The organism is Streptomyces sp. NPDC040405, assembly GCF_055595765.1.
The window spans coordinates 187,087-209,232 of sequence record NZ_JBVIVI010000005.1; the positions used below are offsets into that span (position 1 = coordinate 187,087).

The following is a 22,146-nucleotide window of genomic DNA, read 5'->3' on the forward strand; positions in this document are numbered from 1 at the left end:
CCCCCACGCACGCCATCCTTGGCCCGCACTCGCGAACGGCGCCTCATCGGGTAGTTCCGGCAAGCCGAGTAGGCGTCCGGCCGGTACCTCTCTGGCTTCGGCCAGAGCTTCAACGAGTGCTCGATGCTGGGCAGCGAGCGTCACCCCCCGGTCGTTCACTCAACCCTCCTCTTGCAGTTTTAAGACTGCAGAACAGGCTACACGCCTCCATTCCAGGAGATCATTGGTTCAAATAGCCGCTTCTGTTATTCCTGAGCTGCGCTAGGGTCAGCGCCAGGCTCTCGGAATACTGAGGCCACCTGGTCGTCAGGGATCCGCTGAATCATCTGCTGCTTCAGCTCACGGTCTGCCCGCTTATTCCTGTGGTCTAGGATGTCGCGCAATACGCACCGCAGCACCCACGCCACTCCGGGGAGAGATCCCAACGACGCCAGTTCACCAAGGGTTTTCACCTGGGTCTCCTGGGTTGAGGGGCGACTCCGCCAGCCAGTCGACGGCCGAGCCGCACAAACATCGCCAGTCTCGCGAAGGAGAAATGGCAATAAAAAAGCCCGACTCTATGTCCGGGCAACAAAAAAGACGGAGAGCAAGTCTCCGCCTCTGGTTCCGGGCATACCGGATGTGCCAGTGAGTATGCGACATCTGGCGACCGCACGTCAACGGCGAGTCGATCACGGCAGGTCAGCCCTGTATGTGTGCGCACGCTCAGCCGCACCCAAGGGCGAGCGGTGACAACTACGCTTGTCATCATGTTGCTGCCACTGAACGACCCCATCACCAACTACCTGTATGGGCTCGCGTGGGAGAAGGCTATAGAGCGACTCCCGAATCCACCTCAAAGCACCTCAGGGCCGGTAACAAAGGAAGAACACCTGGCTCTAATTTCAACATTGACAGAGTTCTCGGCAGGAATAGAAACCAATATCCTGACTGCGACCTATTACGCATGCCAGTTCAAGGTGTCACAGGCGGATATCGGACGTGCCTGCGGGCTCTCTCGGCAGGCCGTCCGTCAACGGCTCGCTAGGGCGACAGATATCCAAGAAGAGCGTAAGCGTCGATATTCCCATTGGGATTACGACTACGAAGAATATGACGACTACGAGTGATTTCGGGAGCCCGGCTGTGGGTTTGTGTCACAGCAACTGGCCCCAGCCCCTGATGCAGCCCCGGCTGGGCCGTCCCTGGGTCGTGCAAGGTCAACCAACGACGACAGACGACGATCACGAGTGACCGTCCCCACCCAGCTATGGCCTGGGCTCCCCGAGTTGATCTGCGACACGGGGGGGATGCCTGTACCCGGAGAACTGCCTTGGGTCAGACCCTAGCTGCGCTGAAATGGGTCGTTTGGTACGCGAAGCGGGCTGAACCTCGCTACGTTCGTCGCATGCACGCAGAGAACGCGATGCCCCAAGACCACGACTGCACCGAACGTGGTTGCATCATCGACCACAGCAACCCCCAGTTGAAGGTCGAATGGCACGTGTCCGACGATCCGAACCCGGCGGCCTACCACAGGCTGCTAGAGCTCCTCTTCGCGCCGAGGCCCGACGATGAGGACAGCACCACCGAGCGACATCACACGTAATACTCGGTTGATCAACGCAGCACGTCCCCATCACTGGTAGTCACCGCGCGAGGAGCCGTGCCAGATACGTGCCAGAACGAGCGGTAGACCACGGTCAACAGCGGACACCAGGAGCCCTTACCCAAGATCGCTAAAGGTATCGTTTACACAGGTCAGCGGGACGATCGACCGCAATGGGCCGGTGATTCCCAAGCTCAGATCCTGCGCCTTGCCGCTCAGGGTAAGGCGGCGAAGCCAGCACAACGATCGAGGTGGAACGGGCGGCCCGGAGCTGTTGGGGCCCAGCCCGCATGAAGAGCGAGCTCGATCGCCTCAGCAACGTCGGCGGGCAGGACAGGCTTGGCCTCACGACCGAGCCGGTTACTCGGATGCGGCTGGTTGGTCGTGACTACGAGCGTTGTGCCGGGAACGTCTGCTTGCTCGACCGCGAACGTGCACGGTGACCATGTCAGGCCCTGGCAGTAGGTCGGCCTGCGTCGCAGACGCCAGCGGTAGGCCGTGCCGTCGACCACGATCCGTCGTGATCTCTTGCGGACCAGGGTCAATGGCTCCCTCCTTCAGTAGCGAAGATGCTATCGGGCCCGGCACCGCCGTCCGTCTCAGTTTCCGTCTCATTCAGCGCCGTTCACGGCCGTTCAGGCGAGACCGGAGGCGGTAGCCGCTCAGACAACCGGCTGCGCATGAACGCAGGTGAACGGCCCTGTCCCCTGGCCCCGCAAGGCACCAACAGGCTTGGAAGGCGTGTAGTTGCTCTTCGGCCTGCGCCGACTGAGCCCGGCGAGACGCACGGAGCTGTGTCTTCTTGAGGGCGGTGGCTCGCCCGGCGATCACAAAAGCTCAAGCCGGGACACGGCGAGGGGCACGAGGACACGAGCGGGGACACATGCGTGTGGACAAGCATGCGCACAAGCAGGCGTGCATGCTGCTGTGCAGGGAGCGTTGCAGGAAGGCATGCAGGAAGTCGCACGCGCATGGGAGCCGTATGGCGCGCACTTCTGCGAACGAGCAGGCATGCCGACGTGCTAGCAAGCACGATTGAAGGTGAGTGCCATTGAATCGAAGGGTGAGAGGGGTTACTCCCTTGATCAAATCGATGAACCTAAGGTGAAGCTGGCCTCTGGTCTTTGAAGTTGCGGTTTCGGGTTTGAGGTGGTCACAATCAACCCACCAGGCCCGCCAGGGCGTTGAACGCAGGAGGCCACCCGCGTGTCCGTAGCAAGAGGCGCGGGTGGCCGATGGCCCAAGACAGGACCGGTTCAAGTATGAAAGATCGCTGGAGGCAATTCCAGGCACCCGCCTCGACGGTGGGCATGAGCGCTATCTACGTCTTCGCACTCCTGGCTGGAGTGATCTTGATCTGCTCTGGGTGGGCGTCGGTGTCGGAGGCCACCGGGTACGTCACGCCCTTCCTCCTCATCCATCAGCGGATGGCCCCCCAGTTTCATGCGGCACTGCAGTACAGCAGTGGTGCACAGCAACCGAGCGCGGCTGGCCGTGATGTTCCCCGACCCCTTGGGAGCCAGAATGACCGTGGCTGATCGATCTCTGTAGGGCTACGGATCAGAAGGCCGCGCCATGCACGGCCCTGTACTTTCGGGCCGTCTCTGGGCCGTCCGAGGCTGCTCGGTAGTGGCCAACAACGGCCAATGGCGACCGCTCAAGCGCCTGGGACCACCGTCCCGACCAGCGAAAACCCAGCTCACCTAGATCCCCGGCAAGACTCAGGGCGAGAAGAAGTAGCCTGACGCCAATAAGCCCCCTGCCTGCGGTTTCCCCGCGGGTAGGGGGCTTATTGCTGTGCTGAGGGGCGGGCGCGCGCGCCGCCGTCAGCTCATGGCTCTCAGTTGTTGGTCAGGGTGCGGTCGAGGAGGGGGAGCAGGCGGTCCCAGTGGTGCTGGAGGGCCGCGGGGTCGAAGGCGTCGGTGTCGGACATGGTGAAGCCGTGGATGGTGCCGGGGTAGATCTCGGAGGTGTAGTCGACACCGGCGGCGTCCAGGGCCCGGTTGAGCTCGCCGAGGGCCTCGGGCGTCATGTCGGTTTCGGCGTGGCCGAGGTGGACCCGGGCGGTGAGCTTGGAGAAGAGGCGGTGGAGGCTGTCGGGCCCGTCGGCGCCCACGGGGCCGTGGAATCCGGCGACGGCGGCCACCCGGTCGGGGTGGGCCGCGGCGGTGCGCATCGCCAGGAGGCCGCCTATGCAGTAGCCGGTCACCGCGACCGGTCCGGCGGCGACCTCGGGCTGGGTGGTGAGGAACCTGAGGTAGGCATCGGCGTCGCGCAGGATGCGTTCGTCGGTGTGCGCCTCGATCAAGGGCATCAGCTGGGCGAAGACCGCGGGCCGGGCCTCTTCTCCGATGTGCTCGGGAAGTTCGATCACCGGTGCCGGGCCGTGCCGGTAGAAGAAGTTGGGGACGAGCACGTAGTACCCGTGCCCGGCCAGTTCGCGGGCCAGCTCCCGCAGCACGGGCCGGATGCCGAAGCCGTCCGCGTACATCAGCACCCCCGGGTGCGGTTCGCCGCTGTCGGGGAAGGCGGCGAAGGCGTCGGCGTGACCGTCCGGGGTGGGGATCCGCAGCGTCTTGGTGTGCATGAACTCTCCTGTCGTCGTTGATGTGTCGAGCTTGTGATCAACACGACGGAGGCGGAGCCCGCGCGGCAGCGCGAGATCCTCTGTCGAACACCGGGCCCGTGCTGGCCCGTACGGCGCTCAGAAGAGCACCGGGTCACCAATCCGTGTGTGGCGCGATGCCGTCCCGGTAGTCATCCCCGCAACCTAGCCCACGGATACCGGTCTCGCGGAGTCCGGCCGGGCGTGTAACAGGAGTGTATTAGGGGGCGGTTGAGCGGAACGCTTCACCGGGCGAGACGATCTTGGTGATCACAAACGCTCGCTCGTACCGACTCGTACCGAGCAGGCGACACACCCCCACCGATACTGAGGAAAAACGATGCGTGTTCAAAAGCTCACCCTTGCCGCCCTGGTCGTCGCCGCGGGCATCTCGCTCACGGCCTGCCAGAACGACGATGACGGCACGGCGAAGAGCGACCCGTCGTCCGCGTCCAGTGCGTCTTCCTCGGACGGCGGTTCGGGCTCGGGCGGTTCGGACCAGGGCGACGAGAAGGGCTCCGGCGGGACCGGCTCCGACGAGAACGCCAAGGTCGGCAAGTGCACCACCGACGAGCTCGAGGTCACGGCGGCGGACCGCAGCATCGATGGCGACGGCGAGGGCACCGTCGCGGTGACCCTGAAGAACGGCGGCGGCCGGGACTGCTCGCTCTCCGGGTACGCGGGCGTCGACCTGAAGACCAGCGAGGGGGAGCTGTCCGCGAAGCGCAGTGGTGAGCAGGCCACCTCGGCCGTCCTCAAGGACGGGGAGTCGACGTACTTCGGCGTGAACTACCCGATCAACGACACGGGCGGCTCCGGCGTCCGCATCACGGGGCTGGTGGTGACTCCGCCGAACGAGACGAAGTCGGTCACCCTCGACTGGCCGGGCGCCGGCACACTGCCCGTCACGGACGGCACCGGCTCCGCGGTGAAGGTCGGCCCGATCGGGGGCATCGGCCAGGGCGGCTGACTCGCGCCTTCCAGTAAGCCCCCTGCCTGCGGTTTCTCCGCGAGCAGGGGGCTTGTTGCCTTACGGGGAGCATTGGGAGCACGGGGAGCACCGGGAGCGCTGGGAGCTCACTTCGCGCCCATGAGTTCGAGCACCTTGTTGACGGCCTCGACGACCGGTACGCCGAGCGCCCCGACGGTCGCCGCGATGCCCGCGACGGCGAGCAGGGCGCGGTGCCGCTCCTGTGGCTGGACATCCGCATCGGCGCGGAGCACCGGCAGCGAGTCGTCGAGGGCGCCGGAGCTGACCGGGGGCACCTGGGCGCGCAGTTCCTGGAGCAGCGTGAGCAGCTCGCGGAGGGCCTCTTGGACGGCCTCAGGCTGCTCCTGGGCCGGAGTGACGCGCTTGTCGATGCCGATGTTGCCCGAGCCGCCGTGCATGGTGACGTGGTCGCCGCTGCCGAAGTAGTAGTGCTGGTCCCCGCTCATCAGCTCGCCATCCCCACGTTGCCGGTGCCGCCGTACATGTTGACGTTGTCCCCGAAGTAGTAGTGCTTCGGGCTGATGGTGATGGTGTCCACCTGCACCGTGAAGTCCGCCTCCGGGTTCTCGATCGCGTCGGCGATCTGGTGGGCCAGCCGCCGCAGCTGGTCCGGCTGACGGCCGGACACCACGGCGGTGGAGGGGCCGGAGGTCTCGATGGCCAGGACGAAGTGCGTGGGCGCGCCGAGCACCGACACCATTTCCACGAGGGAGTAGATCAGCGCCGCGACCGCGGCGATCACGACGAGGGCGGAGAGACCGCCGGAACCACCGCTCCCGCTGCTTCCCAGGCCGCCGCGGCTGGAGCTGTCGATCGTGGCGGCGAGCAGCGCCAGGACTGTCGTCACCGCCCCGATGATCAGCAGCCGCTTCACGAAGGTTAAGACGGCCTCCTTGCGCCGGGGGCGGGCGGCGGACCGGCACGCACGGAAGTCGAGCGCAGGGGCTACGCGGCGGGCCAGTCGTCGGGGCCGCCGCCCTGCCAGTCGATCTGGCGGGGGTCGTCGGCGGCGGTGGCCAGGTCCGCGCGGGTCAGGAGGCGGCGCAGCTCGTCCGCGTTGACCACTACGCCCACGTCTTGGCCGTCGACGAGCACGCGGCGGCGGCCGTCCTGGGGCTCCTCCACCACCACGCGTGGCCGGGCCGGGGTCGCATCGTTCATACGAACAGACTCGCCGGAGCGGAGGCCGCCCGCACCTCGGGAGACCGGAGCGGAGGCCGCCCGCACCTCGGGAGGGGAGACGGGACGGGGGCCCGGGACCGTAGACCGGTCCCGGGCCCCGCTCCTCGGATCAGCTCAGCCGCAGTTGCCGCCGCACGAGCAGGAGCCGCCGGACTGGCAGCCGCAGCTGCAGCCCGAGCCGCAGCCGCAGGCGCCGATGGGGTGGGTGGGGTGGGGTTCGGGACGGTTGATGTCCGCCATGAGTCGTCTCCTCGGAAGGGGTCGCCTGCTGCTCATGGTCCCGGTCCACGGCCCGCCCGCAGGGGCGCATCGACGGCGCGCGGAGGCACGCCGCCGTGGCGCCGTCGATACGCGGTCGCACCCATCGGACGCCGCTTCGTCAGGCTCCCTGGGAGGTGTCCGGGGTCACCTCGCCCGCGTGCTCGCCCGTGACCAGGTAGATGACGCGATTGGCGACCGACACCGCGTGGTCCGCGAACCGCTCGTAGTAGCGGCCCAGCAGGGTGACGTCGACGGCCGTCTCGATGCCGTGCTTCCAGCGGTCGTCCATCAGGTGCTGGAAGAGGGTGCGGTGGAGCAGGTCCATCGCGTCGTCGTCCTGCTCCAGCTGCGAGGCGAGGTCGACGTCCTTGGTGATGATGACCTCGGCCGCCTTGGCCATCAGCCGCTGCGCGAGCTGGCCCATCTCCAGGATGGTGGCGTGGAGGTCGTGCGGCACGGCGTTGTCCGGGAAGCGGAGCCGGGTGAGCTTGGCGACGTGCTGCGCCAGGTCACCGGAGCGTTCGAGGTCGGCACTCATGCGCAGGCTGGTGACGACGATCCGCAGATCGGTGGCGACCGGCTGCTGCCGGGCGAGCAGCGTTATCGCCCGGCTCTCCAGGTCGCGCTGGAGGTCGTCGACCTTCTCATCGGCGGCTATGACGCTCTCGGCGAGCTTCAGGTCCGCGTCCAGGATGGATGTGGTGGCGCGGCCGATGGCCGAACCGACGAGCCGGGCCATATCGACCAGGCCCTCCCCGATCGAATCCAGCTCCTCGTGGTACGCGTCGCGCATCACTGACCTTCTCTCACTGACTCTCGCTGACGGATCTTCGTGGACTCGTGTGACCCACCCTGCCACGTTCGGCTCGGAACGCGTCCGGCTCGGCGCCCCACGGTTAACCACCCCGAACGTCCAGGTGAACTCTCGGCAACGGCCCCCACGCCACCCCGTGCGGCGGTCGCCCGCCGAGGCGTCGGGAGTGAACCGGCGCCATCCCCACGGTGAACTCTCGGCAACGTCTGTTCGAGGTATCCCGTGCGGGGCTGTGGAGGCCGCTCGCCGCCCGCATAACCTTGGGCTCATGAACGTGAACGCGGCGATCGCCGCAGTGGCGGCGCTCGCCGGGCTGTGCACCGGTGTCATCGCCATGCTGGCGTTCCGCTGGAGCGAGCGCGAGCAGGCGAAGCCTACGCGCTCATCGCTGCACACCGATGCCGCCCTGCCGCCCGGCGTGGACACGGTGCTCTCGGTGCTGCGTTCCTCGGCCGTCGTCCTCGATGAGGCGGATGCCGTCGTCAAGGCCAGCTCGGCCGCGTACGCGCTGGGACTGGTGCGCGGCGGCAAGCTCGCCGTCGAGCCGATGCTGGGCATGGCCCGCGACACCCGGCGGGACGGCGAGATCCGGCAGATCGAGCTGGACCTGCCGCGGCGCGGCACCGGCCGGGGCGACGCCCTCGCCGTGTCCGCCAGAGTGGCTCCGCTCGGCTCCCGGCTGGTCCTGCTGCTGGTCGAGGACCTCACCGAGGCCCGCCGGATCGAGGCCGTACGGCGCGACTTCGTCGCGAACGTCAGCCACGAGCTGAAGACCCCGGTCGGCGCGCTCTCGCTGCTCTCCGAGGCGGTCATGGACGCGTCCGACGACCCGGAGGCGGTCAACCGCTTCGCGGGCCGGATGCAGATCGAGGCGACCCGGCTGTCCAGCCTCGTCCAGGAGCTGATCGACCTCTCCCGGGTCCAGAACGACGACCCGCTGGAGGACGCCGAGCCGGTCCGGGTGGACGAGCTGGTCGCCGAGGCCATCGACCGCTGCCGCCACCAGGCGGGCACCAAGCAGATCACGATGGCCACCGGCGGCACCGCCGATCTGCGGGTGTGGGGCAACCGCGGCCAGCTGGCCGCCGCCCTCGGCAACCTCGTCGAGAACGCGGTCAACTACAGCCCGGCCCGCACCCGCGTCGGCATCGCGGCCCGCCGCATCCCCGCGACGGGCGGCGATCTGATCGAGGTCGCCGTCACCGACCAGGGCATCGGCATCTCGGAAAAGGACCGCGACCGGATTTTCGAGCGGTTCTACCGCGTCGACCCGGCCCGCTCGCGGCAGACCGGCGGAACCGGCCTCGGTCTCGCCATCGTCAAGCATGTGGCCGCCTCGCACGGCGGGGAGGTCACGGTGTGGAGCGCTGAGGGACAGGGCTCCACCTTCACCCTGAGGCTCCCGGAGGCCGGTGCGGCGCGGGACCGGGATCGCTCGGCCGGTGGGCCGGGCGAGCCGTACGACTCCGGATCCGACCTCGATGGGGAGGACGGCGAACGACCGTACGAGACCTTCACCAACGAACAACTTTCTGCCCCGGAGGTCCTTCCGTGACCCGAGTTCTGGTCGTCGAGGACGAGGAATCGTTCAGTGACGCGCTGTCGTACATGCTCCGTAAGGAGGGATTCGAGGTCGCCATCGCGGCAACGGGGCCCGAGGGGCTCGACGAGTTCGAGCGGAACGGCGCCGATCTGGTGCTGCTCGACCTGATGCTGCCGGGCCTGCCCGGTACGGAGGTGTGCCGCCAGCTGCGTGGCCGCTCCAACGTCCCGGTGATCATGGTCACCGCCAAGGACAGCGAGATCGACAAGGTCGTCGGCCTGGAAATAGGTGCCGACGACTACGTGACCAAGCCCTTCTCGTCGCGTGAGCTGGTGGCCCGGATCAGGGCCGTACTGCGCCGCCGCGGCGAGCCGGAGGAGGTCACCCCCGCGGCCCTGGAGGCGGGCCCGGTCCGGATGGACGTGGACCGGCACGTGGTCACGGTCGGCGGCGGCAAGGTGGACCTCCCGCTGAAGGAGTTCGACCTGCTGGAGATGCTGCTGCGCAACGCGGGCCGGGTGCTGACCCGGATGCAGCTGATCGACCGCGTGTGGGGCGCGGACTACGTGGGCGATACGAAGACCCTCGACGTCCACGTCAAGCGCCTGCGAGCCAAGATCGAGCCCGACCCGGGAGCGCCGCGCTACCTGGTGACGGTGCGCGGCCTGGGCTACAAGTTCGAGCCGTAAACCGGCCCAGTGCGTTCGCGTACGCGGCCGGGCCCTTGAACCGGCGGCCCCGTACGTTCGCGGGCGGGCCATGAACCGGCCCGGGCCGCGGCGTCGCGGCCTGCAACGCGAGGGCGGCCCCGGAACCTCCGGGGCCGCCCTCGCGTGTGCTCAGTCCTCGTCGTTCGGCGTCGGCTCGCCCGGGGCGATGCCGTTGCTCTGGCCGCCGCCCGGCTTGTTGCTCGCCGAGCCGGAGGCCGAGTCGGACGGCTTGTCGCTCGGCTTGCCGCCCGGCTGCGTGGTCTCGCCCGGCGAGCCGGAGGGCGTACCGCCCCGCGTGGCCGACGGGGTCGGGGTCGGCAGCTGGGACGGGCCCCAGCCCTTGAAGTAGCTCGTCGCGGGCACGACAAAGGCCGTGATCGGGACGTTGCCGGTCGAGCTGAGGTCGAAGACGACCCGCTGGGCGTCGCCGTCCTTGGCGGCCTCACGGCCGTCGGGGAGGACCGCGGAGGCGTTGCCCTTGCCGCCGAGGAGGACGGAGCCCCCGGCCGGGACGACGACCTTGCCCGCGCCCTTGCCGACCGGGTGCAGCTTCGCCTTCGTCCTCGCGTCGGGCAGCGTGACGGCTGTGAGGGTCTCGTCCCGGTCGCCGTTGTTGAAGATCCGGGCCGTGACCACGGCCGGGCCCTTCGCCGTCCGGTCCGGCTGGGTCACCACGGTGGCGTTCTGGATCTTGATATCGCCGACGGACGTCGCGGCGTTGTCGGGCTTGACCTCCAGAGTCTGCGCGTCGTTCCCGGCTCCGCAGGCGGAGAGCGGGGCGACCGAGACCACGATGGCGGCTGCGGCGAGGGCGCCGCGTCGAAGGCTGCTGCTCACGGCGGCGGCATCTCCTAGGACGAGGTAAATGTTGGATCAGCGCGCTCAGGTTACCGATCCGCCCTTCCGGCCTCGCACCCGACCCGCCTCAAGGGGCGGCTCATGGGCGACGCGCCCGCCCCACACGCCCCTCGCCACGCTTCCGTGACCAACTCCCGACCACCCTGAATATCGGTTCGGTGACAGATCGGGGAGATTATCGGTAAGGAATCCGTGGAGGTCCGAAAAATGGATCACGCACTTGACCACGGATGTCTCACAGACATGATCAGTACGGCCGTGATCAATTCGTGAATCAGGGCCGGATCTGTCGGTCCTGGGCCGAACGGAGTAGCGGAAGTCCATCTACCGGACTCCGGCAAAACGGGACGTACGGCCACCCGCATGATGTTCTCGGGACGTGTATCGCGCCGGTTTCAGGCCGCCCGGACAACCGCTCCCACCTGCGAATACCCGGTTCCGCCCGCCTTGCCCAGCACGCCCCGGCCGCTGTTGTCAAGCCCCGAGATATGCCCTGACCTGCGAAAACGCCATTCAGAAGAAGGCGTTCACGTGTTACTCTGGATAGCCACGGAAGGGGTACCTGTCACATGACGTTCAAGGTAGGCGACACCGTGGTCTATCCCCATCACGGGGCCGCGCTGATCGAGGCCATCGAAACTCGTCAGATCAAAGGCGTGGACAAGACCTACTTGGTGCTGAAGGTCGCTCAGGGTGACCTGACGGTTCGTGTACCGGCGGACAATGCGGAGTTCGTCGGTGTGCGTGATGTGGTCGGCCAGGACGGGCTGGACCGGGTCTTCGAGGTGCTGCGTGCACCGTATGCGGAAGAGCCCACGAACTGGTCCCGTCGTTACAAGGCAAATCTCGAGAAGCTCGCCTCCGGTGATGTGATCAAGGTTGCCGAGGTCGTGCGTGACCTGTGGCGCCGAGAGCGTGAGCGCGGTCTGTCCGCCGGCGAGAAGCGCATGCTCGCCAAGGCGCGCCAGATCCTGGTGAGCGAGCTCGCCCTCGCCGAGAACACCAATGAGGACAAGGCCGAGGCCCTGCTGGATGAGGTACTCGCGTCCTGACACCTGATGCCGCGGTGCCCGAGTGATTCAGACCTGCTCCCCGTAAGTCTGTTCGCCGGGCGCTGCGGCATGTGCGCGCACAGGCACCTCAGCCCACCACATCGAAGCTCATGGCGCAAGACCGTTTGTGGTGTTGCTGTTGTGGTGCAAGGTGTGCCGGGCCCGGGCAGCTGGCTCGACCAGTCGTCACGGAAGGGGCTGGTCGGGGCATCGCGCCCGGCACGCTGTGGCCATACCCATTTCGGCCGAGGAAGCAAACCTGAACGCCAACGCAATCTCCGTAACCCCATCCGCCGACGCCCCCGAGCCTCCCGCCCGCACCGCCGCCGTGATCCCCGCCGCGGGCCGTGGCGTGCGGCTGGGCCCGGGAGCCCCCAAGGCGCTGCGCCCGCTGAGCGGCACGCCGATGCTCGTGCACGCCGTTCGGGCGATGGCCGGATCCCGTGCCGTCTCGCTCGTCGTCGTGGTCGCCCCGCCGGACGGTGCCGACGAGGTCCGTCGGCTGCTCGACGCGTACCCGCTCACCGGGACCACCGAGGTGCTCGTCGTCCCCGGCGGTGAGACCCGCCAGGAGTCGGTGCGCCTGGGCCTGGCAGCCGTCCCCGACAGCGTCACGACGGTGCTGGTGCACGACGCGGCGCGCCCGCTCGTCCCCGTGGACACCGTGGACGCGGTCGTCGCCGCCGTACGGGACGGGTCCCCGGCCGTCGTTCCGGCCCTGCCGGTGACCGACACGGTCAAGCGGGTCGAGCCGCGCACCGGCGACCGGGCCGGTGAGCCCGAGCCGGTCGTCGGCACCCCCGAGCGCGCCCTGCTGCGCGCCGTACAGACCCCGCAGGGCTTCGACCGGGCTACGCTCGCCGCCGCGCACGAGAAGATCGTCCTGGAGGGCGACGGCGCGACGGACGACGCGGGCATGGTCGAGCGGATGGGCGTCGAGGTCGTGGTCGTGCCCGGCCACGAGGAGGCGTTCAAGGTGACCCGGCCCCTGGACCTGGTGCTGGCCGAGGCGGTTCTCGCGCGCAGGAGGGCGAACGATGGCTTCTGACGTATCCGTGGCGCTCCCCCTGGTGGGCATCGGCACGGACGTGCACGCCTTCGAGCGGGGCCGCGAGCTGTGGTGCGCGGGTCTGCTGTGGGAGGGCGAGGAGTACGGCCTGGCCGGGCACTCCGACGGCGATGTGGCCGCCCATGCCGCCTGTGACGCGCTGTTCTCCGCCGCGGGCCTCGGCGACCTCGGCGCCCACTTCGGCACCGACCGCCCCGAGTGGTCCGGCGCGTCCGGGGTGACGCTGCTGGCGGAGGCGGCCCGGATCGTGCGGGCGGCGGGCTTCGGGATCGGCAATGTGGCGATCCAGGTGATCGGCGTCCGCCCCAAGATCGGCAAGCGTCGCGACGAGGCGGTGAAGGCGCTCTCGTCGGCGATCGACGCGCCCGTCTCGGTCTCCGGCACGACGACGGACGGGCTGGGCCTGACCGGCCGCGCCGAGGGCCTTGCGGCGGTGGCGACCGCACTGGTGGTGCGGCGCTAGCCGCCCCGGCGGTACGGCGGAGGGCGTTCCTCCGCCGTACGGGCCGTTCCTCGTGCCGCGCCCCGCACCTTTGACGGTGTGTGGGGTACGGATCGGGTAACCCGAATCCCAGGGGCCCCTCGGGCCCCGGCCCACAGCCCCAGATCCCAGCTCAGCGCGAGGAAAGGAAGCACCCCGTGGCCACCACACTCTCCGACGGCCTCAAGCGCGTCCTCGACACCCCCGTCTTCGTCATCATCGGCACCACCCAGCCCGACGGCAGCCCTCAGCTGTCACCGGTGTGGGTGAAGCGCGACGGCGACGAGCTGCTGTTCTCGACCACCATGGGACGGCGGAAGCAGAAGAACATCGACCGCGACCCCCGCGTCACGGTGCTGGTCCAGCCCGCGGACGCCCCGTACACGTACGCCGAGATCCGCGGCACGGCGAGCTACACCACCGAGGGCGGTCAGGAGCTGATCGACGACCTGTCGCTCAAGTACGCGGGCAAGAAGTACGCCGAGTTCAACCCGGCCTCCGCCCAGGACGGTGAGCGCATCGTCGTGCGGATCTCCGCCCGCAAGGTCGTCGGCAACATCTGAGGAGAGGCGGCACGGAGAAGCTCCACGAAAGAACGGAGAAGCTCCGCGGAGAAGTGTCACGCTTCTGTGTCCCTGCGGCCGATGGGTCGCGGGGCACTGCCGGGTTCCGACTACCCTTGACGCGTGACTATTCGCCTGTACGACACCGGTGCCCGGCAGATCCGTGACTTCTCCCCGCTCACGCCGGGCTGTGTCTCGATCTACCTGTGCGGCGCGACCGTGCAGGCTGCCCCGCACATCGGGCATATCAGGTCGGGGCTCAACTTCGACATCATGCGCCGCTGGTTCGCGTACCGCGGCTACGATGTGACGTTTGTTCGGAATGTCACGGACATCGACGACAAGATCATCGCCAAGTCGGCCGAGCAGGGCCGCCCGTGGTGGTCGATCGGCTACGAGAACGAGCGCGCGTTCACCAGCGCGTACGACGTCCTCGGCTGCCTGCCTCCGACCTATGAGCCGCGCGCGACCGGTCATGTCCCCGAGATGATCGAGATGATGCGGGACCTGATCGACCGGGGTCACGCGTACGCGGTCGAGGGCAACGTCTACTTCGATGTGCGCTCGTACCCCGAGTACCTGAAGCTCTCCAACCAGGACCTGGACGGGCTGCGCCAGCCCAGCGGCGAGGGCGAGACCGGCAAGCGCGACCGGCGCGACTTCGCCATGTGGAAGGCGGCCAAGCCCGGCGAGCCGAGCTGGGAGACCCCGTGGGGGCGCGGCCGCCCCGGCTGGCACCTGGAGTGCTCGGCGATGGCCCACAAGTACCTGGGCAGCGCCTTCGACATCCACGGCGGCGGCGTCGACCTGATCTTCCCGCACCATGAGAACGAGATCGCGCAGGCCAAGGGGTTCGGCGACGACTTCGCCACGTACTGGGTGCACAACGCGTGGGTCACCATGAGCGGCGAGAAGATGAGCAAGTCGCTCGGCAACTCCGTGCTGGTCTCCGAGATGGTCAAGCGCTGGCGCCCCATCGTGCTCCGCTACTACCTGGGCACCCCGCACTACCGCTCCATGATCGAGTACAGCGAGGAGGCGCTGCGCGAGGCGGAATCCGGCTTCGCGCGCATCGAGGGCTTCATCCAGCGGGTCGTGGAGAAGGCCGGGACCGTCGAGCCCGCGGCCGACGTGCCGCCCGCGTTCGCGGAGGCGATGGACGACGACCTCGGGGTCCCGCAGGCGCTCGCGGTCGTCCACACCACCGTCCGCCAGGGCAACTCCGCCCTCACCGCCGACGACAAGGAGGCGGCGGTCGCGCGGCTGGCCGAGCTGCGGGCCATGCTCGGCGTGCTGGGCCTGGACCCGCTCGACGAGCACTGGTCGGGCGGTTCGGACCGCGGCGAGGATCTGCACGGCGTCGTCGACTCGCTCGTACGGCTGGTCCTGGAGCAGCGCCAGGCCGCGCGCAGCCGCAAGGACTACGCGACGGCGGACGCGATCCGCGACCAGCTGCAGCAGTCGGGGCTCGTCATCGAGGACACCCCGTCCGGCCCGCGCTGGGAGCTGGGCACCCGCTGACCTCGCACGTTGTGCCGCCTGCTCTGTCGGGCGGCACACTTGTGACCGAATATATGACCGTAGACGCGCCAGGACGGCGTGTGACGTTCGACGTTTGCCGTTTGCCGAGCAGCGCTGAGCAGTGAAGAGATAGGTGACATTCATGGCCGGCAACAGCCAGCGCAGGAACCGCCGTACCAGCAACAAGAAGGGCGCGACGGTCGGCAGTGGCGGCAAGCGGCGCCGCGGCCTGGAGGGCAAGGGCCCCACCCCGCCCGCCGAGGCGCGCAAGGGACACGCCAAGCAGCGCATCGCCAACGCCCGCACCCGGCAGGCCGCCAAGCGCCCGGCCCCCCGCCGCTCCGGCGGCAAGGGCACGAACGAGCTGGTGGTGGGCCGTAACCCGGTGTTCGAGGCGCTGCGCGAGGGCGTCCCGGCGAACACGCTGTACGTCCAGCAGTTCATCGACAGCGACGACCGGGTGCGCGAGGCGCTGAAGATCGCCGCCGACCGCGGCGGCATCCACCTCATGGAGGCCCCGAAGGCCGAGCTCGACCGGATGACGAACGGGCTCAACCACCAGGGTCTGGTGCTCCAGGTCCCGCCGTACGAGTACGCCCACCCCGAGGACCTGAGCGCGGCCGCCTTCGACGACGGCGTGGACCCGCTGATCGTCGCCCTCGACGGCGTCACCGACCCGCGCAACCTGGGCGCCGTGGTGCGGTCGGTCACCGCCTTCGGCGGCCACGGCGTGGTCGTGCCGGAGCGGCGCGCGGCCGGGATGACCGCGGGCGCGTGGAAGACCTCCGCGGGCACCGCCGCCCGTACCCCGGTGGCGCGCGCGACCAACCTGACCCGGGCGCTGGAGTCCTACCAGAAGGCGGGCCTGACGGTCGTCGGCCTCGCGGCGGACGGTGAGACGGAGCTTCAGGACCTGGAGGCGCTGGACGGCCCGGTCGTCATCGTCGTCGGCAGCGAGGGCAAGGGGCTGTCCCGACTGGTCGGCGAGACCTGCGACTTCCGGGTCCGCATCCCGATGCCGGGCGGCGCGGAGTCGCTCAACGCGGGTGTCGCGGCGGGCGTGGTGCTGTACGAGGCGTCGCGGCGCCGGGCGTAACCCTTCGCAGGACGCGCGGTCCCCTCCGCCTCGCCGGTCCACCGTGACCGGGCGGGGCCGGGGACGCCGGACGACCGGGCGGGGCGGGGGCGCCGGACGATCTTGACGGTCCCCCGACAGATCACACCGGCCCCGGCAGTGTCTTTCCCGCCGGTCACTCGGTTAGTTGAGCGTGGAGACCAGAAAATTCCGCACGCCCCAGGCGGGACGCGCGCCGGGATTCGACGACGAGCCGCAGCTGACCATGGCCAAGGTGCCGTGCGATCCTGCGAAGGTCGCCGTCAATCCCCCCAGCTTCCGGGTGCAGCTCGCCTCCCCGGTCGTGAGCAGCGCGCTGGCGGACACGGCCCGGATCGCCGGTATCGGGACCGGGGCCGCGCCCCGGCGCCGCCCGCCCGTGGTGTGGAGCGGCCGCACCCGGCCCGGCGGGGACACGGCGGCGACCCGACTGCTGCAGGCCGTCCGGTACTCCGAAGCCGTGGAGGGCCCCGAGGACGTGGGCACCACGCAGGTGCTGCCGCGGATCACCTTCGACGACGGCCCGCCCACGGTCATCGGGCCGCGCAGCCCGCGCCGGGACCCGATGCCGGAGTCCGGGCGGCCGCCGCGGCCGCGGGAGTCGGACGCCACGCACCGCACCGGCCCGACGCCCCGCGTCCCCCGGCCCCACGCCGCACACCAGGCCCGGCAGCCCCACGAGACCCGGCAGCAGCCCCAGCCGGCCCACCGGACGCCCCGGACCCACCGGACGACGCCCCAGGTCCCGCGCCCGCGGCGGCCTTCCGACCAGGTGCGGCACGCGTACTACCCCGACCGCCGGATGAACCTCGGCGTCGTCCTGCTCCCGCTCCGGATCTTCCTCGGCTTCATCTCCGTCTACGCGGGCATGGGCAAGCTCTCCGACCCGGTCTACTTCGACGGCGGCGAGCGCGGCTCGATGGTCACCTGGCTGCAGTCCCTGCACCCCTGGCCGATCGCCGAGCCGCTGCGCGACCTCGCCCTGGAACACCCGGTGGGCGCCGGGCTGACCGTGGCGTTCCTCCAGATCGTGGTCGGCGTGCTCACCGTCCTCGGACTGTGGCAGCGGCTCGCGGGCTGCGTCGGCGCGGTGCTGTCCGCCGCGCTGATCCTCACCGTGAGCTGGCGCACCGTACCGGTCTACGACGCGCCGGACATCATCTACCTCGCCGCCTGGAGCCCGCTGATCATCGCTGGCGCCCCGGTGTACTCGGCCGACGCCCGCCTCGCGGGCGAGGCCTGGCGGCGGCTCGGCCCGCGCGTCGAACTGTGGGCGCTGCGGCGGCGGGTGCTGCGCCGCGGCACCGTGATGGCGATGGTGGTGGCCGGGCTCACCCTGCTGCTCGGCTCGATGATCGGCGGCGCCGTACGGTCCTCGGAGACGGTACGGGCGCCCGAGCCGCGCGAGGTGCCGAGGAACAGCCTCCCCGGCTCGCCGCTGCCCCGTAAGCCCGCGACCAGCCCGCGCGGCGGGGTGGGCGGCGCGGTGGAGACGCCCGGATCGCCCTCGCGGCGCGCCCCGTTGGGCCGTACGACGCCCTCTGCCTCGCCGTCGGCGTCCGCCACCTCGGGCAGGCCCAGCGCGACGGGTTCGGCGAGCGGCTCCGGCAGCCCCGGCCAGTCGGGGCGCGGCCACCGTACGGCCCCCCGCACCCCGAGCCGCCCCGAGGCCCCGATGACGGAACCGGGCCCGCCGGACCTCGAGGGCACGGGCGCGGGCCTGGGCGGGACGAGTTCGGAGGGCGGCGGCCTGGGCGGCGGCGCCCCGGCGGCCGGTTCCTACGACGAGGGCGAACCGCCCCAGCAGGAGGCCGCGCTGGGCGGCCTCCTCGGCTGAACCGGCCGTACGCTCCTCGGCTGAACCCGGCCGTACGCTGCTCGGCTGAACCGGCCGTACGCTCCTCGGCTGAACCGGCCGTACGGCAACAAGCCCTCCGCGCCCGAGGCGGCGCGGAGGGCTTTTCCGTATGCCCCTGGGGGCTCAGTCGTGCAGCGGCCGGACCGGCGTCGATTCCAGCGTGCCGCGCCCGGACGGCGGGGGGCCCGCGGAGAGCTCCTTGGCGGCCTCGGTGAGGTCCTTGGCGGTGTCGATGGCCCGCCAGTACGCCCCGTGGGGCAGCGGAAACCCGGCCAGCCGCCGCTCACGGGCGAGCCGCGGGAACGTCGTCCGCTCATGGTCGCCGCGCCCCGGCAGCAGGGCCGTGAAGGTGGCGGAGAAGACGTACACGCCCGCGTTGATGAGGTACGGGGAGGGCGGTGACTCGATGAAGTCGAGGACGTGACCGAACTCGTCCGTCTCCACCGCCCCCCAGGGGATGCGCGGCCGGGCCAGCGCGAGCGTCGCGACGGCGTCGCGCTCGTGGTGGAAGTCGGCCATCTCGCGCAGCGAGAAGCGGGTCCAGATGTCGCCGTTGGTGGCATACCAGGGCTGATCGGGGTGGGGGAGCCGGGCGGCGGCGAACTTCAGGCCACCGCCGCGGCCGAGCGGTTCCTTCTCGACGACGGTCGTCACGCGCAGCGGCAGCTCCGCCGACTCCAGCCAGTCCTGGAGGACGGCGGCGAGATGGCCACAGGAGACGACCGCGTCGGTGACCCCCTCGGCGGCCAGCCAGGCCAGCTGATGGCCGATGATCGGGGTCCCGGTGCCCGGGATCTCGACCATCGGCTTGGGACGGTCGTCGGTGTACGGACGCAGCCGCGAGCCCTGGCCTCCGGCCAGGACGACGGCCTGTGTGGGGCGCGGGGCGTGCGGGTGGTGAGGGTGGTGCCCCGGCCTGTGGAGGTCATCGGTCATGGATCGCACCATATGCGGTGGCGCGGTGACCGTACGGGGAGTGGGGGCCGGACGTGATCAGCGGTACGCCTGGGTGATGCCGGACGCGAACGAGGTGTCGCAGACGGGGCGGGCGTATGCCTGGGCCCGGTTCGTACCCCCGTACTTGGCGACCGCGGCACGGCCGAGCGCACGGGCGATGTCCGCGCAGTGCCTGGCCAGCGACGGCCGTTCGTCGGTGGCGACCTGGAGGTGGGTGAGGGCCACTGCCGGGTCCTTCTCCTGCAACTCCGCGAGCAGCCGGTCGCGCAGCAGCTCGTGCGGGGCACGGTGGACGGCGCGGGTGGAGGCACGGTCGGAGGAGGCGGTGAGGATCTGCGACTCGGCGCTCGGCGAGGCCCACGGGACGCGGGTGACGGCGAGCGTTCCGGAGAGGACGAGCACGACGGGGAGGACGAGCGCGAGGGTTCTGCCGATACGGCGGGCTGCGTTGTTCACGGGAGGGATCGTAGCGAGGAGCGATGATTTGGCGACATTGAGTCACCATGCCGGGTGATGGAAACCCCCTCTTGCGTGCGGGGGTGTTGACGAACAGGATCGAAAAGACCGGAATGTCAGGGAATTTATCGACAACACCACAACGCCGCTGTGACCCTTGCGCGAGCACGGGAAAGGCGCCGCCCCGCAAAGCGGAAGACGGCGCCTTTCCTCACCACTTCACGAGGTCAGTCGCTGAGCCGTTCCCCGGTGGAGGTGGAGAAGACGTGGGCCTCGCCCGGCTGCGGCACGACGTGCAGCTGAGCGCCCTTCTCCGGCACCTGACGGCTGCCGACCCGGATCACCAGGTCCTTGCTCTCGCCGCCGACCTCGGCCGAACCGAAGACGTACGCGTCCGCGCCCGTCTCCTCGACCACGTTGACGGTGATCGCGAGACCGGCCGGGGCGTCGTCGGCCGCCTTCGTCAGCGCCTTCGCCGCCGCGCCGTTGGCCTCGACCACGTCGAAGTGCTCGGGCCGGACGCCCACGGTGACCGTACGGTCGCCCTTGTCGGCCGCGGCGGCCAGCGCCTCGCGGTTGACCGGGACCACGCTGTTGCCGAACTTCACGCCGCCGTCGGTGATCGGCACCTCGACCAGGTTCATCGCGGGCGACCCGATGAAGCCCGCCACGAAGAGGTTGGCCGGTCGGTCGTACATGTTGCGCGGCGTGTCGACCTGCTGCAGCAGCCCGTCCTTGAGGACGGCCACCCGGTCGCCCATGGTCATGGCCTCGACCTGGTCGTGCGTGACGTACACCGTCGTGATCCCCAGTCGCCGCTGCAGGCTCGCGATCTGCGTACGGGTCTGCACACGCAGCTTGGCGTCCAGGTTCGACAGCGGCTCGTCCATGAGGAACACCTGCGGCTCCCGCACGATGGCCCGCCCCATCGCCACCCGCTGCCGCTGACCACCGGACAGCGCCTTCGGCTTGCGCTCCAGGTACTCGGTGAGGTCCAGGATCTTCGCCGCGTCCTCGACCTTCTGCCGGATCTCGGTCTTGTTGACCCCGGCGATCTTGAGCGCGAAGCCCATGTTCTGCGCGACGGTCATGTGCGGGTACAGCGCGTAGTTCTGGAACACCATCGCGATGTCCCGGTCCTTCGGCGGCAGGTGCGTCACATCGCGGTCGCCGATGCGGATCACTCCGCCGTTGACGTCCTCCAGCCCTGCGAGCATCCGCAGCGACGTGGACTTCCCACAGCCCGAGGGGCCGACCAGAACGAGGAATTCGCCGTCTTCGATGCCGATGTCGAGCTGATCGACGGCGGGCTTTTCGGTGCCCGGGTAGATCCGGGTCGCCTTGTCATACGTGACCGTGGCCATGGTGATCTGGTCCCTTCACCGGCAGGAACGTGCCGGACGATCCGAGTAAAGGTAGGGGTCTAGTCCACTGCAGGTGGATTGGCGTGACGCTATACCGCCCACCCCCACCCTGTCTCTACTCCGGACACCAGAATTTTCGAACGGAGCACCCCGGTGTGGTGGGTACACTGCTGGGGACGCCGACTTAGCTCAGCTGGTAGAGCACCGCTCTTGTAAAGCGAAGGTCGTCGGTTCGAACCCGACAGTCGGCTCTGCACGCGAGCTGCGCGAACGCCCCGGACGATCTTTCGCCCGGGGCGTTCGACATCCACCACCGACATCAGTCGGACACCACACCGGCCCCATGGACGACGATCGCGACTCCCAGGCCATCGGCTCGGACGGGGCGGGGGCGCGCGCCGCAGAGTACGCAGGCCCGGCCCCGGAGCTGTTCGTCGGCGAGCGTGCCCGCGGCCAGATCGCCGGTCATCGCCGCCGCCTCACGGGGCCGTTGGGGGCCGGCGGGCTCTGCTCGAACGGATCGCGCTGCTTCGGGAAGCTCGGTGCGCAGCCGGGGCAGGCGTAGAGGGTGCGGCCGCCGACGCTGGCGCCGTGCTCGATCGCGACCACGACCGGGTTGCTGGTGGGCTTGTCGCAGCGGGCGCAGACCTGGGGCATCATCGCGCCGTCGCCCCCTCGGCGGGCTCGAAGGTGGCTCGGGACAGGGCCTCACGCAGCTGGTCGGCGCCGGTCAGATACCGGTCGGGGCCCAGCGGGATCCGCCAGTGGAGGCGCGGGCCAGTGGTGTGCGTGGCCGGGGGTACGCCGACGTACGTGACGTCGGCGCCCTCGGCGCCGAGGGCGTGGATTTTCCGCCGCGGGAGACGCCAGGTCTGTGCGTGGCCCGCGGGGATGAGCCAGTACATGAGGCCGTAGTCGGCGATGACGGCACCGGTCTCGTCGCCGAGTAACGCAAGTGCGCGTTCGCCGATGTCGGCGGGGGCACGTACGACGTCCCAGTAATGACCGACCTCGATCATTACAACGTCGCCGACGCTCGGGGGCGTCCACAGCAGGGCTCTGGTCGTCATCGCGGCACCCCATCTCGAAAGGGGACCGCCAGTGCTGGGTTCATGTTCCGAGGTAACCGGAAGCGTCCGGTGAGCCATCAGGTCACAAC

The 22,146-nt window shown here is 69.6% G+C and carries 25 protein-coding genes and 1 tRNA gene; 13 read left to right on the forward strand and 13 right to left on the reverse strand.

Going from position 1 to position 22,146, the window contains the following annotated elements; translation table 11 throughout:
- The first annotated feature begins 749 nt into the window (after positions 1-749).
- Positions 750-1,109, forward strand: a complete 360-nt coding sequence (locus ACZ59A_RS22070) for an AsnC family protein (RefSeq protein ID WP_470960872.1) — start codon at positions 750-752, stop codon at positions 1,107-1,109.
- 278 nt (positions 1,110-1,387) lie between these two features.
- On the forward strand, positions 1,388-1,588 hold the full coding sequence (locus ACZ59A_RS22075; protein WP_470960874.1) for a hypothetical protein: 201 nt from the start codon (positions 1,388-1,390) through the stop codon (positions 1,586-1,588).
- 1,840 nt (positions 1,589-3,428) lie between these two features.
- On the opposite strand, the gene ACZ59A_RS22080 is transcribed toward ACZ59A_RS22075, so the two are convergent.
- Complete coding sequence (locus ACZ59A_RS22080) at positions 3,429-4,175, reverse strand: dienelactone hydrolase family protein (protein WP_470960876.1); 747 nt, start codon at positions 4,173-4,175, stop codon at positions 3,429-3,431.
- A 358-nt stretch (positions 4,176-4,533) separates the two neighbouring features.
- On the opposite strand from ACZ59A_RS22080, the gene ACZ59A_RS22085 reads away from it, so the two are divergent.
- Positions 4,534-5,163 (forward strand): DUF4232 domain-containing protein, encoded by a 630-nt coding sequence (locus ACZ59A_RS22085; RefSeq protein ID WP_470960878.1) that lies wholly within the window; start codon positions 4,534-4,536, stop codon positions 5,161-5,163.
- Between the two features lie 107 nt (positions 5,164-5,270).
- Here ACZ59A_RS22085 and ACZ59A_RS22090 read toward each other — a convergent pair whose 3' ends face one another.
- From ACZ59A_RS22090 to phoU, 5 genes are all read right to left on the reverse strand, one after another.
- Positions 5,271-5,630 (reverse strand): hypothetical protein, encoded by a 360-nt coding sequence (locus ACZ59A_RS22090; protein WP_470960880.1) that lies wholly within the window; start codon positions 5,628-5,630, stop codon positions 5,271-5,273.
- Positions 5,630-6,169: a DUF6232 family protein gene (locus ACZ59A_RS22095; protein WP_470961769.1), complete on the reverse strand. Its 540-nt coding sequence runs from the start codon at positions 6,167-6,169 to the stop codon at positions 5,630-5,632. The genes ACZ59A_RS22090 and ACZ59A_RS22095 overlap by 1 nt, the downstream gene beginning before the upstream one ends.
- The gene (locus ACZ59A_RS22100) at positions 6,130-6,345 is read right to left on the reverse strand and encodes a hypothetical protein (protein ID WP_470960882.1); all 216 of its coding nucleotides are present in this window, start codon (positions 6,343-6,345) and stop codon (positions 6,130-6,132) included. Before ACZ59A_RS22100 ends, ACZ59A_RS22095 begins: the two co-directional genes overlap by 40 nt.
- Positions 6,346-6,480: 135 nt before the next feature.
- Positions 6,481-6,606, reverse strand: coding sequence for a hypothetical protein (locus tag ACZ59A_RS22105; RefSeq protein WP_468049748.1), 126 nt, complete (start codon positions 6,604-6,606; stop codon positions 6,481-6,483).
- A gap of 139 nt (positions 6,607-6,745) precedes the next feature.
- On the reverse strand, positions 6,746-7,420 hold the full coding sequence (phoU, locus tag ACZ59A_RS22110; RefSeq protein ID WP_468049746.1) for a phosphate signaling complex protein PhoU: 675 nt from the start codon (positions 7,418-7,420) through the stop codon (positions 6,746-6,748).
- Between the two features lie 289 nt (positions 7,421-7,709).
- Here phoU and phoR point away from each other — a divergent pair, with 289 nt between their 5' ends.
- Both phoR and phoP read left to right on the forward strand, forming a co-directional pair.
- A complete protein-coding gene (phoR, locus tag ACZ59A_RS22115) occupies positions 7,710-8,996 on the forward strand; it encodes a two-component system sensor histidine kinase PhoR (RefSeq protein WP_470960884.1) in 1,287 nt (428 codons plus the stop codon).
- The gene (phoP, locus tag ACZ59A_RS22120) at positions 8,993-9,673 is read left to right on the forward strand and encodes a two-component system response regulator PhoP (protein WP_009716928.1); all 681 of its coding nucleotides are present in this window, start codon (positions 8,993-8,995) and stop codon (positions 9,671-9,673) included. The genes phoR and phoP overlap by 4 nt, the downstream gene beginning before the upstream one ends.
- A gap of 150 nt (positions 9,674-9,823) precedes the next feature.
- Here the strand turns inward: phoP and ACZ59A_RS22125 are convergent, their stop codons facing one another.
- Positions 9,824-10,531, reverse strand: coding sequence for a copper chaperone PCu(A)C domain-containing protein (locus ACZ59A_RS22125; RefSeq protein WP_470960887.1), 708 nt, complete (start codon positions 10,529-10,531; stop codon positions 9,824-9,826).
- A gap of 590 nt (positions 10,532-11,121) precedes the next feature.
- Here ACZ59A_RS22125 and ACZ59A_RS22130 point away from each other — a divergent pair.
- The 7 genes from ACZ59A_RS22130 (at position 11,122) to ACZ59A_RS22160 (ending at position 18,189) form a co-directional block, all read left to right on the forward strand.
- Positions 11,122-11,604, forward strand: a complete 483-nt coding sequence (locus ACZ59A_RS22130; RefSeq protein WP_003953493.1) for a CarD family transcriptional regulator — start codon at positions 11,122-11,124, stop codon at positions 11,602-11,604.
- Between the two features lie 259 nt (positions 11,605-11,863).
- Positions 11,864-12,652, forward strand: coding sequence for a 2-C-methyl-D-erythritol 4-phosphate cytidylyltransferase (gene ispD / locus ACZ59A_RS22135; protein ID WP_470961772.1), 789 nt, complete (start codon positions 11,864-11,866; stop codon positions 12,650-12,652).
- Positions 12,642-13,136: a 2-C-methyl-D-erythritol 2,4-cyclodiphosphate synthase gene (ispF, locus tag ACZ59A_RS22140; RefSeq protein WP_470960889.1), complete on the forward strand. Its 495-nt coding sequence runs from the start codon at positions 12,642-12,644 to the stop codon at positions 13,134-13,136. Before ispD ends, ispF begins: the two co-directional genes overlap by 11 nt.
- A gap of 176 nt (positions 13,137-13,312) precedes the next feature.
- Complete coding sequence (locus ACZ59A_RS22145) at positions 13,313-13,717, forward strand: PPOX class F420-dependent oxidoreductase (protein ID WP_470960891.1); 405 nt, start codon at positions 13,313-13,315, stop codon at positions 13,715-13,717.
- Between the two features lie 123 nt (positions 13,718-13,840).
- Positions 13,841-15,238 (forward strand): cysteine--tRNA ligase, encoded by a 1,398-nt coding sequence (cysS, locus tag ACZ59A_RS22150; protein ID WP_470960893.1) that lies wholly within the window; start codon positions 13,841-13,843, stop codon positions 15,236-15,238.
- A gap of 142 nt (positions 15,239-15,380) precedes the next feature.
- The gene (rlmB, locus tag ACZ59A_RS22155; protein ID WP_470960895.1) at positions 15,381-16,334 is read left to right on the forward strand and encodes a 23S rRNA (guanosine(2251)-2'-O)-methyltransferase RlmB; all 954 of its coding nucleotides are present in this window, start codon (positions 15,381-15,383) and stop codon (positions 16,332-16,334) included.
- Positions 16,335-16,578: 244 nt separating this feature from the next.
- Positions 16,579-18,189 carry a DoxX family membrane protein gene (locus ACZ59A_RS22160; protein WP_470961775.1) on the forward strand — a complete coding sequence of 537 codons (1,611 nt, stop codon included), beginning with the start codon at positions 16,579-16,581 and terminating at the stop codon, positions 18,187-18,189.
- A gap of 144 nt (positions 18,190-18,333) precedes the next feature.
- Here the strand turns inward: ACZ59A_RS22160 and ACZ59A_RS22165 are convergent, their stop codons facing one another.
- From ACZ59A_RS22165 to ACZ59A_RS22175, 3 genes are all read right to left on the reverse strand, one after another.
- Positions 18,334-19,146 (reverse strand): nucleotidyltransferase family protein, encoded by an 813-nt coding sequence (locus ACZ59A_RS22165; RefSeq protein WP_470960897.1) that lies wholly within the window; start codon positions 19,144-19,146, stop codon positions 18,334-18,336.
- 57 nt (positions 19,147-19,203) lie between these two features.
- Positions 19,204-19,623 (reverse strand): hypothetical protein, encoded by a 420-nt coding sequence (locus ACZ59A_RS22170; protein WP_470960899.1) that lies wholly within the window; start codon positions 19,621-19,623, stop codon positions 19,204-19,206.
- Between the two features lie 227 nt (positions 19,624-19,850).
- Positions 19,851-20,987: an ABC transporter ATP-binding protein gene (locus tag ACZ59A_RS22175; protein WP_468049728.1), complete on the reverse strand. Its 1,137-nt coding sequence runs from the start codon at positions 20,985-20,987 to the stop codon at positions 19,851-19,853.
- Between the two features lie 178 nt (positions 20,988-21,165).
- Here ACZ59A_RS22175 and ACZ59A_RS22180 point away from each other — a divergent pair.
- Positions 21,166-21,238, forward strand: a tRNA-Thr gene (locus tag ACZ59A_RS22180).
- Between the two features lie 68 nt (positions 21,239-21,306).
- Here the strand turns inward: ACZ59A_RS22180 and ACZ59A_RS22185 are convergent.
- Genes ACZ59A_RS22185 through ACZ59A_RS22195 form a run of 3 tightly spaced genes read right to left on the reverse strand, consistent with a single transcriptional unit; the run spans position 21,307 to position 22,057 of the window.
- Entirely contained in the window at positions 21,307-21,456 is a 150-nt protein-coding gene (locus ACZ59A_RS22185) for a hypothetical protein (RefSeq protein ID WP_470960901.1), read from the reverse strand.
- Positions 21,453-21,647: a hypothetical protein gene (locus tag ACZ59A_RS22190; RefSeq protein ID WP_470960903.1), complete on the reverse strand. Its 195-nt coding sequence runs from the start codon at positions 21,645-21,647 to the stop codon at positions 21,453-21,455. Before ACZ59A_RS22190 ends, ACZ59A_RS22185 begins: the two co-directional genes overlap by 4 nt.
- Complete coding sequence (locus ACZ59A_RS22195) at positions 21,644-22,057, reverse strand: hypothetical protein (RefSeq protein ID WP_470960905.1); 414 nt, start codon at positions 22,055-22,057, stop codon at positions 21,644-21,646. Before ACZ59A_RS22195 ends, ACZ59A_RS22190 begins: the two co-directional genes overlap by 4 nt.
- Positions 22,058-22,146: the final 89 nt, after the last annotated feature.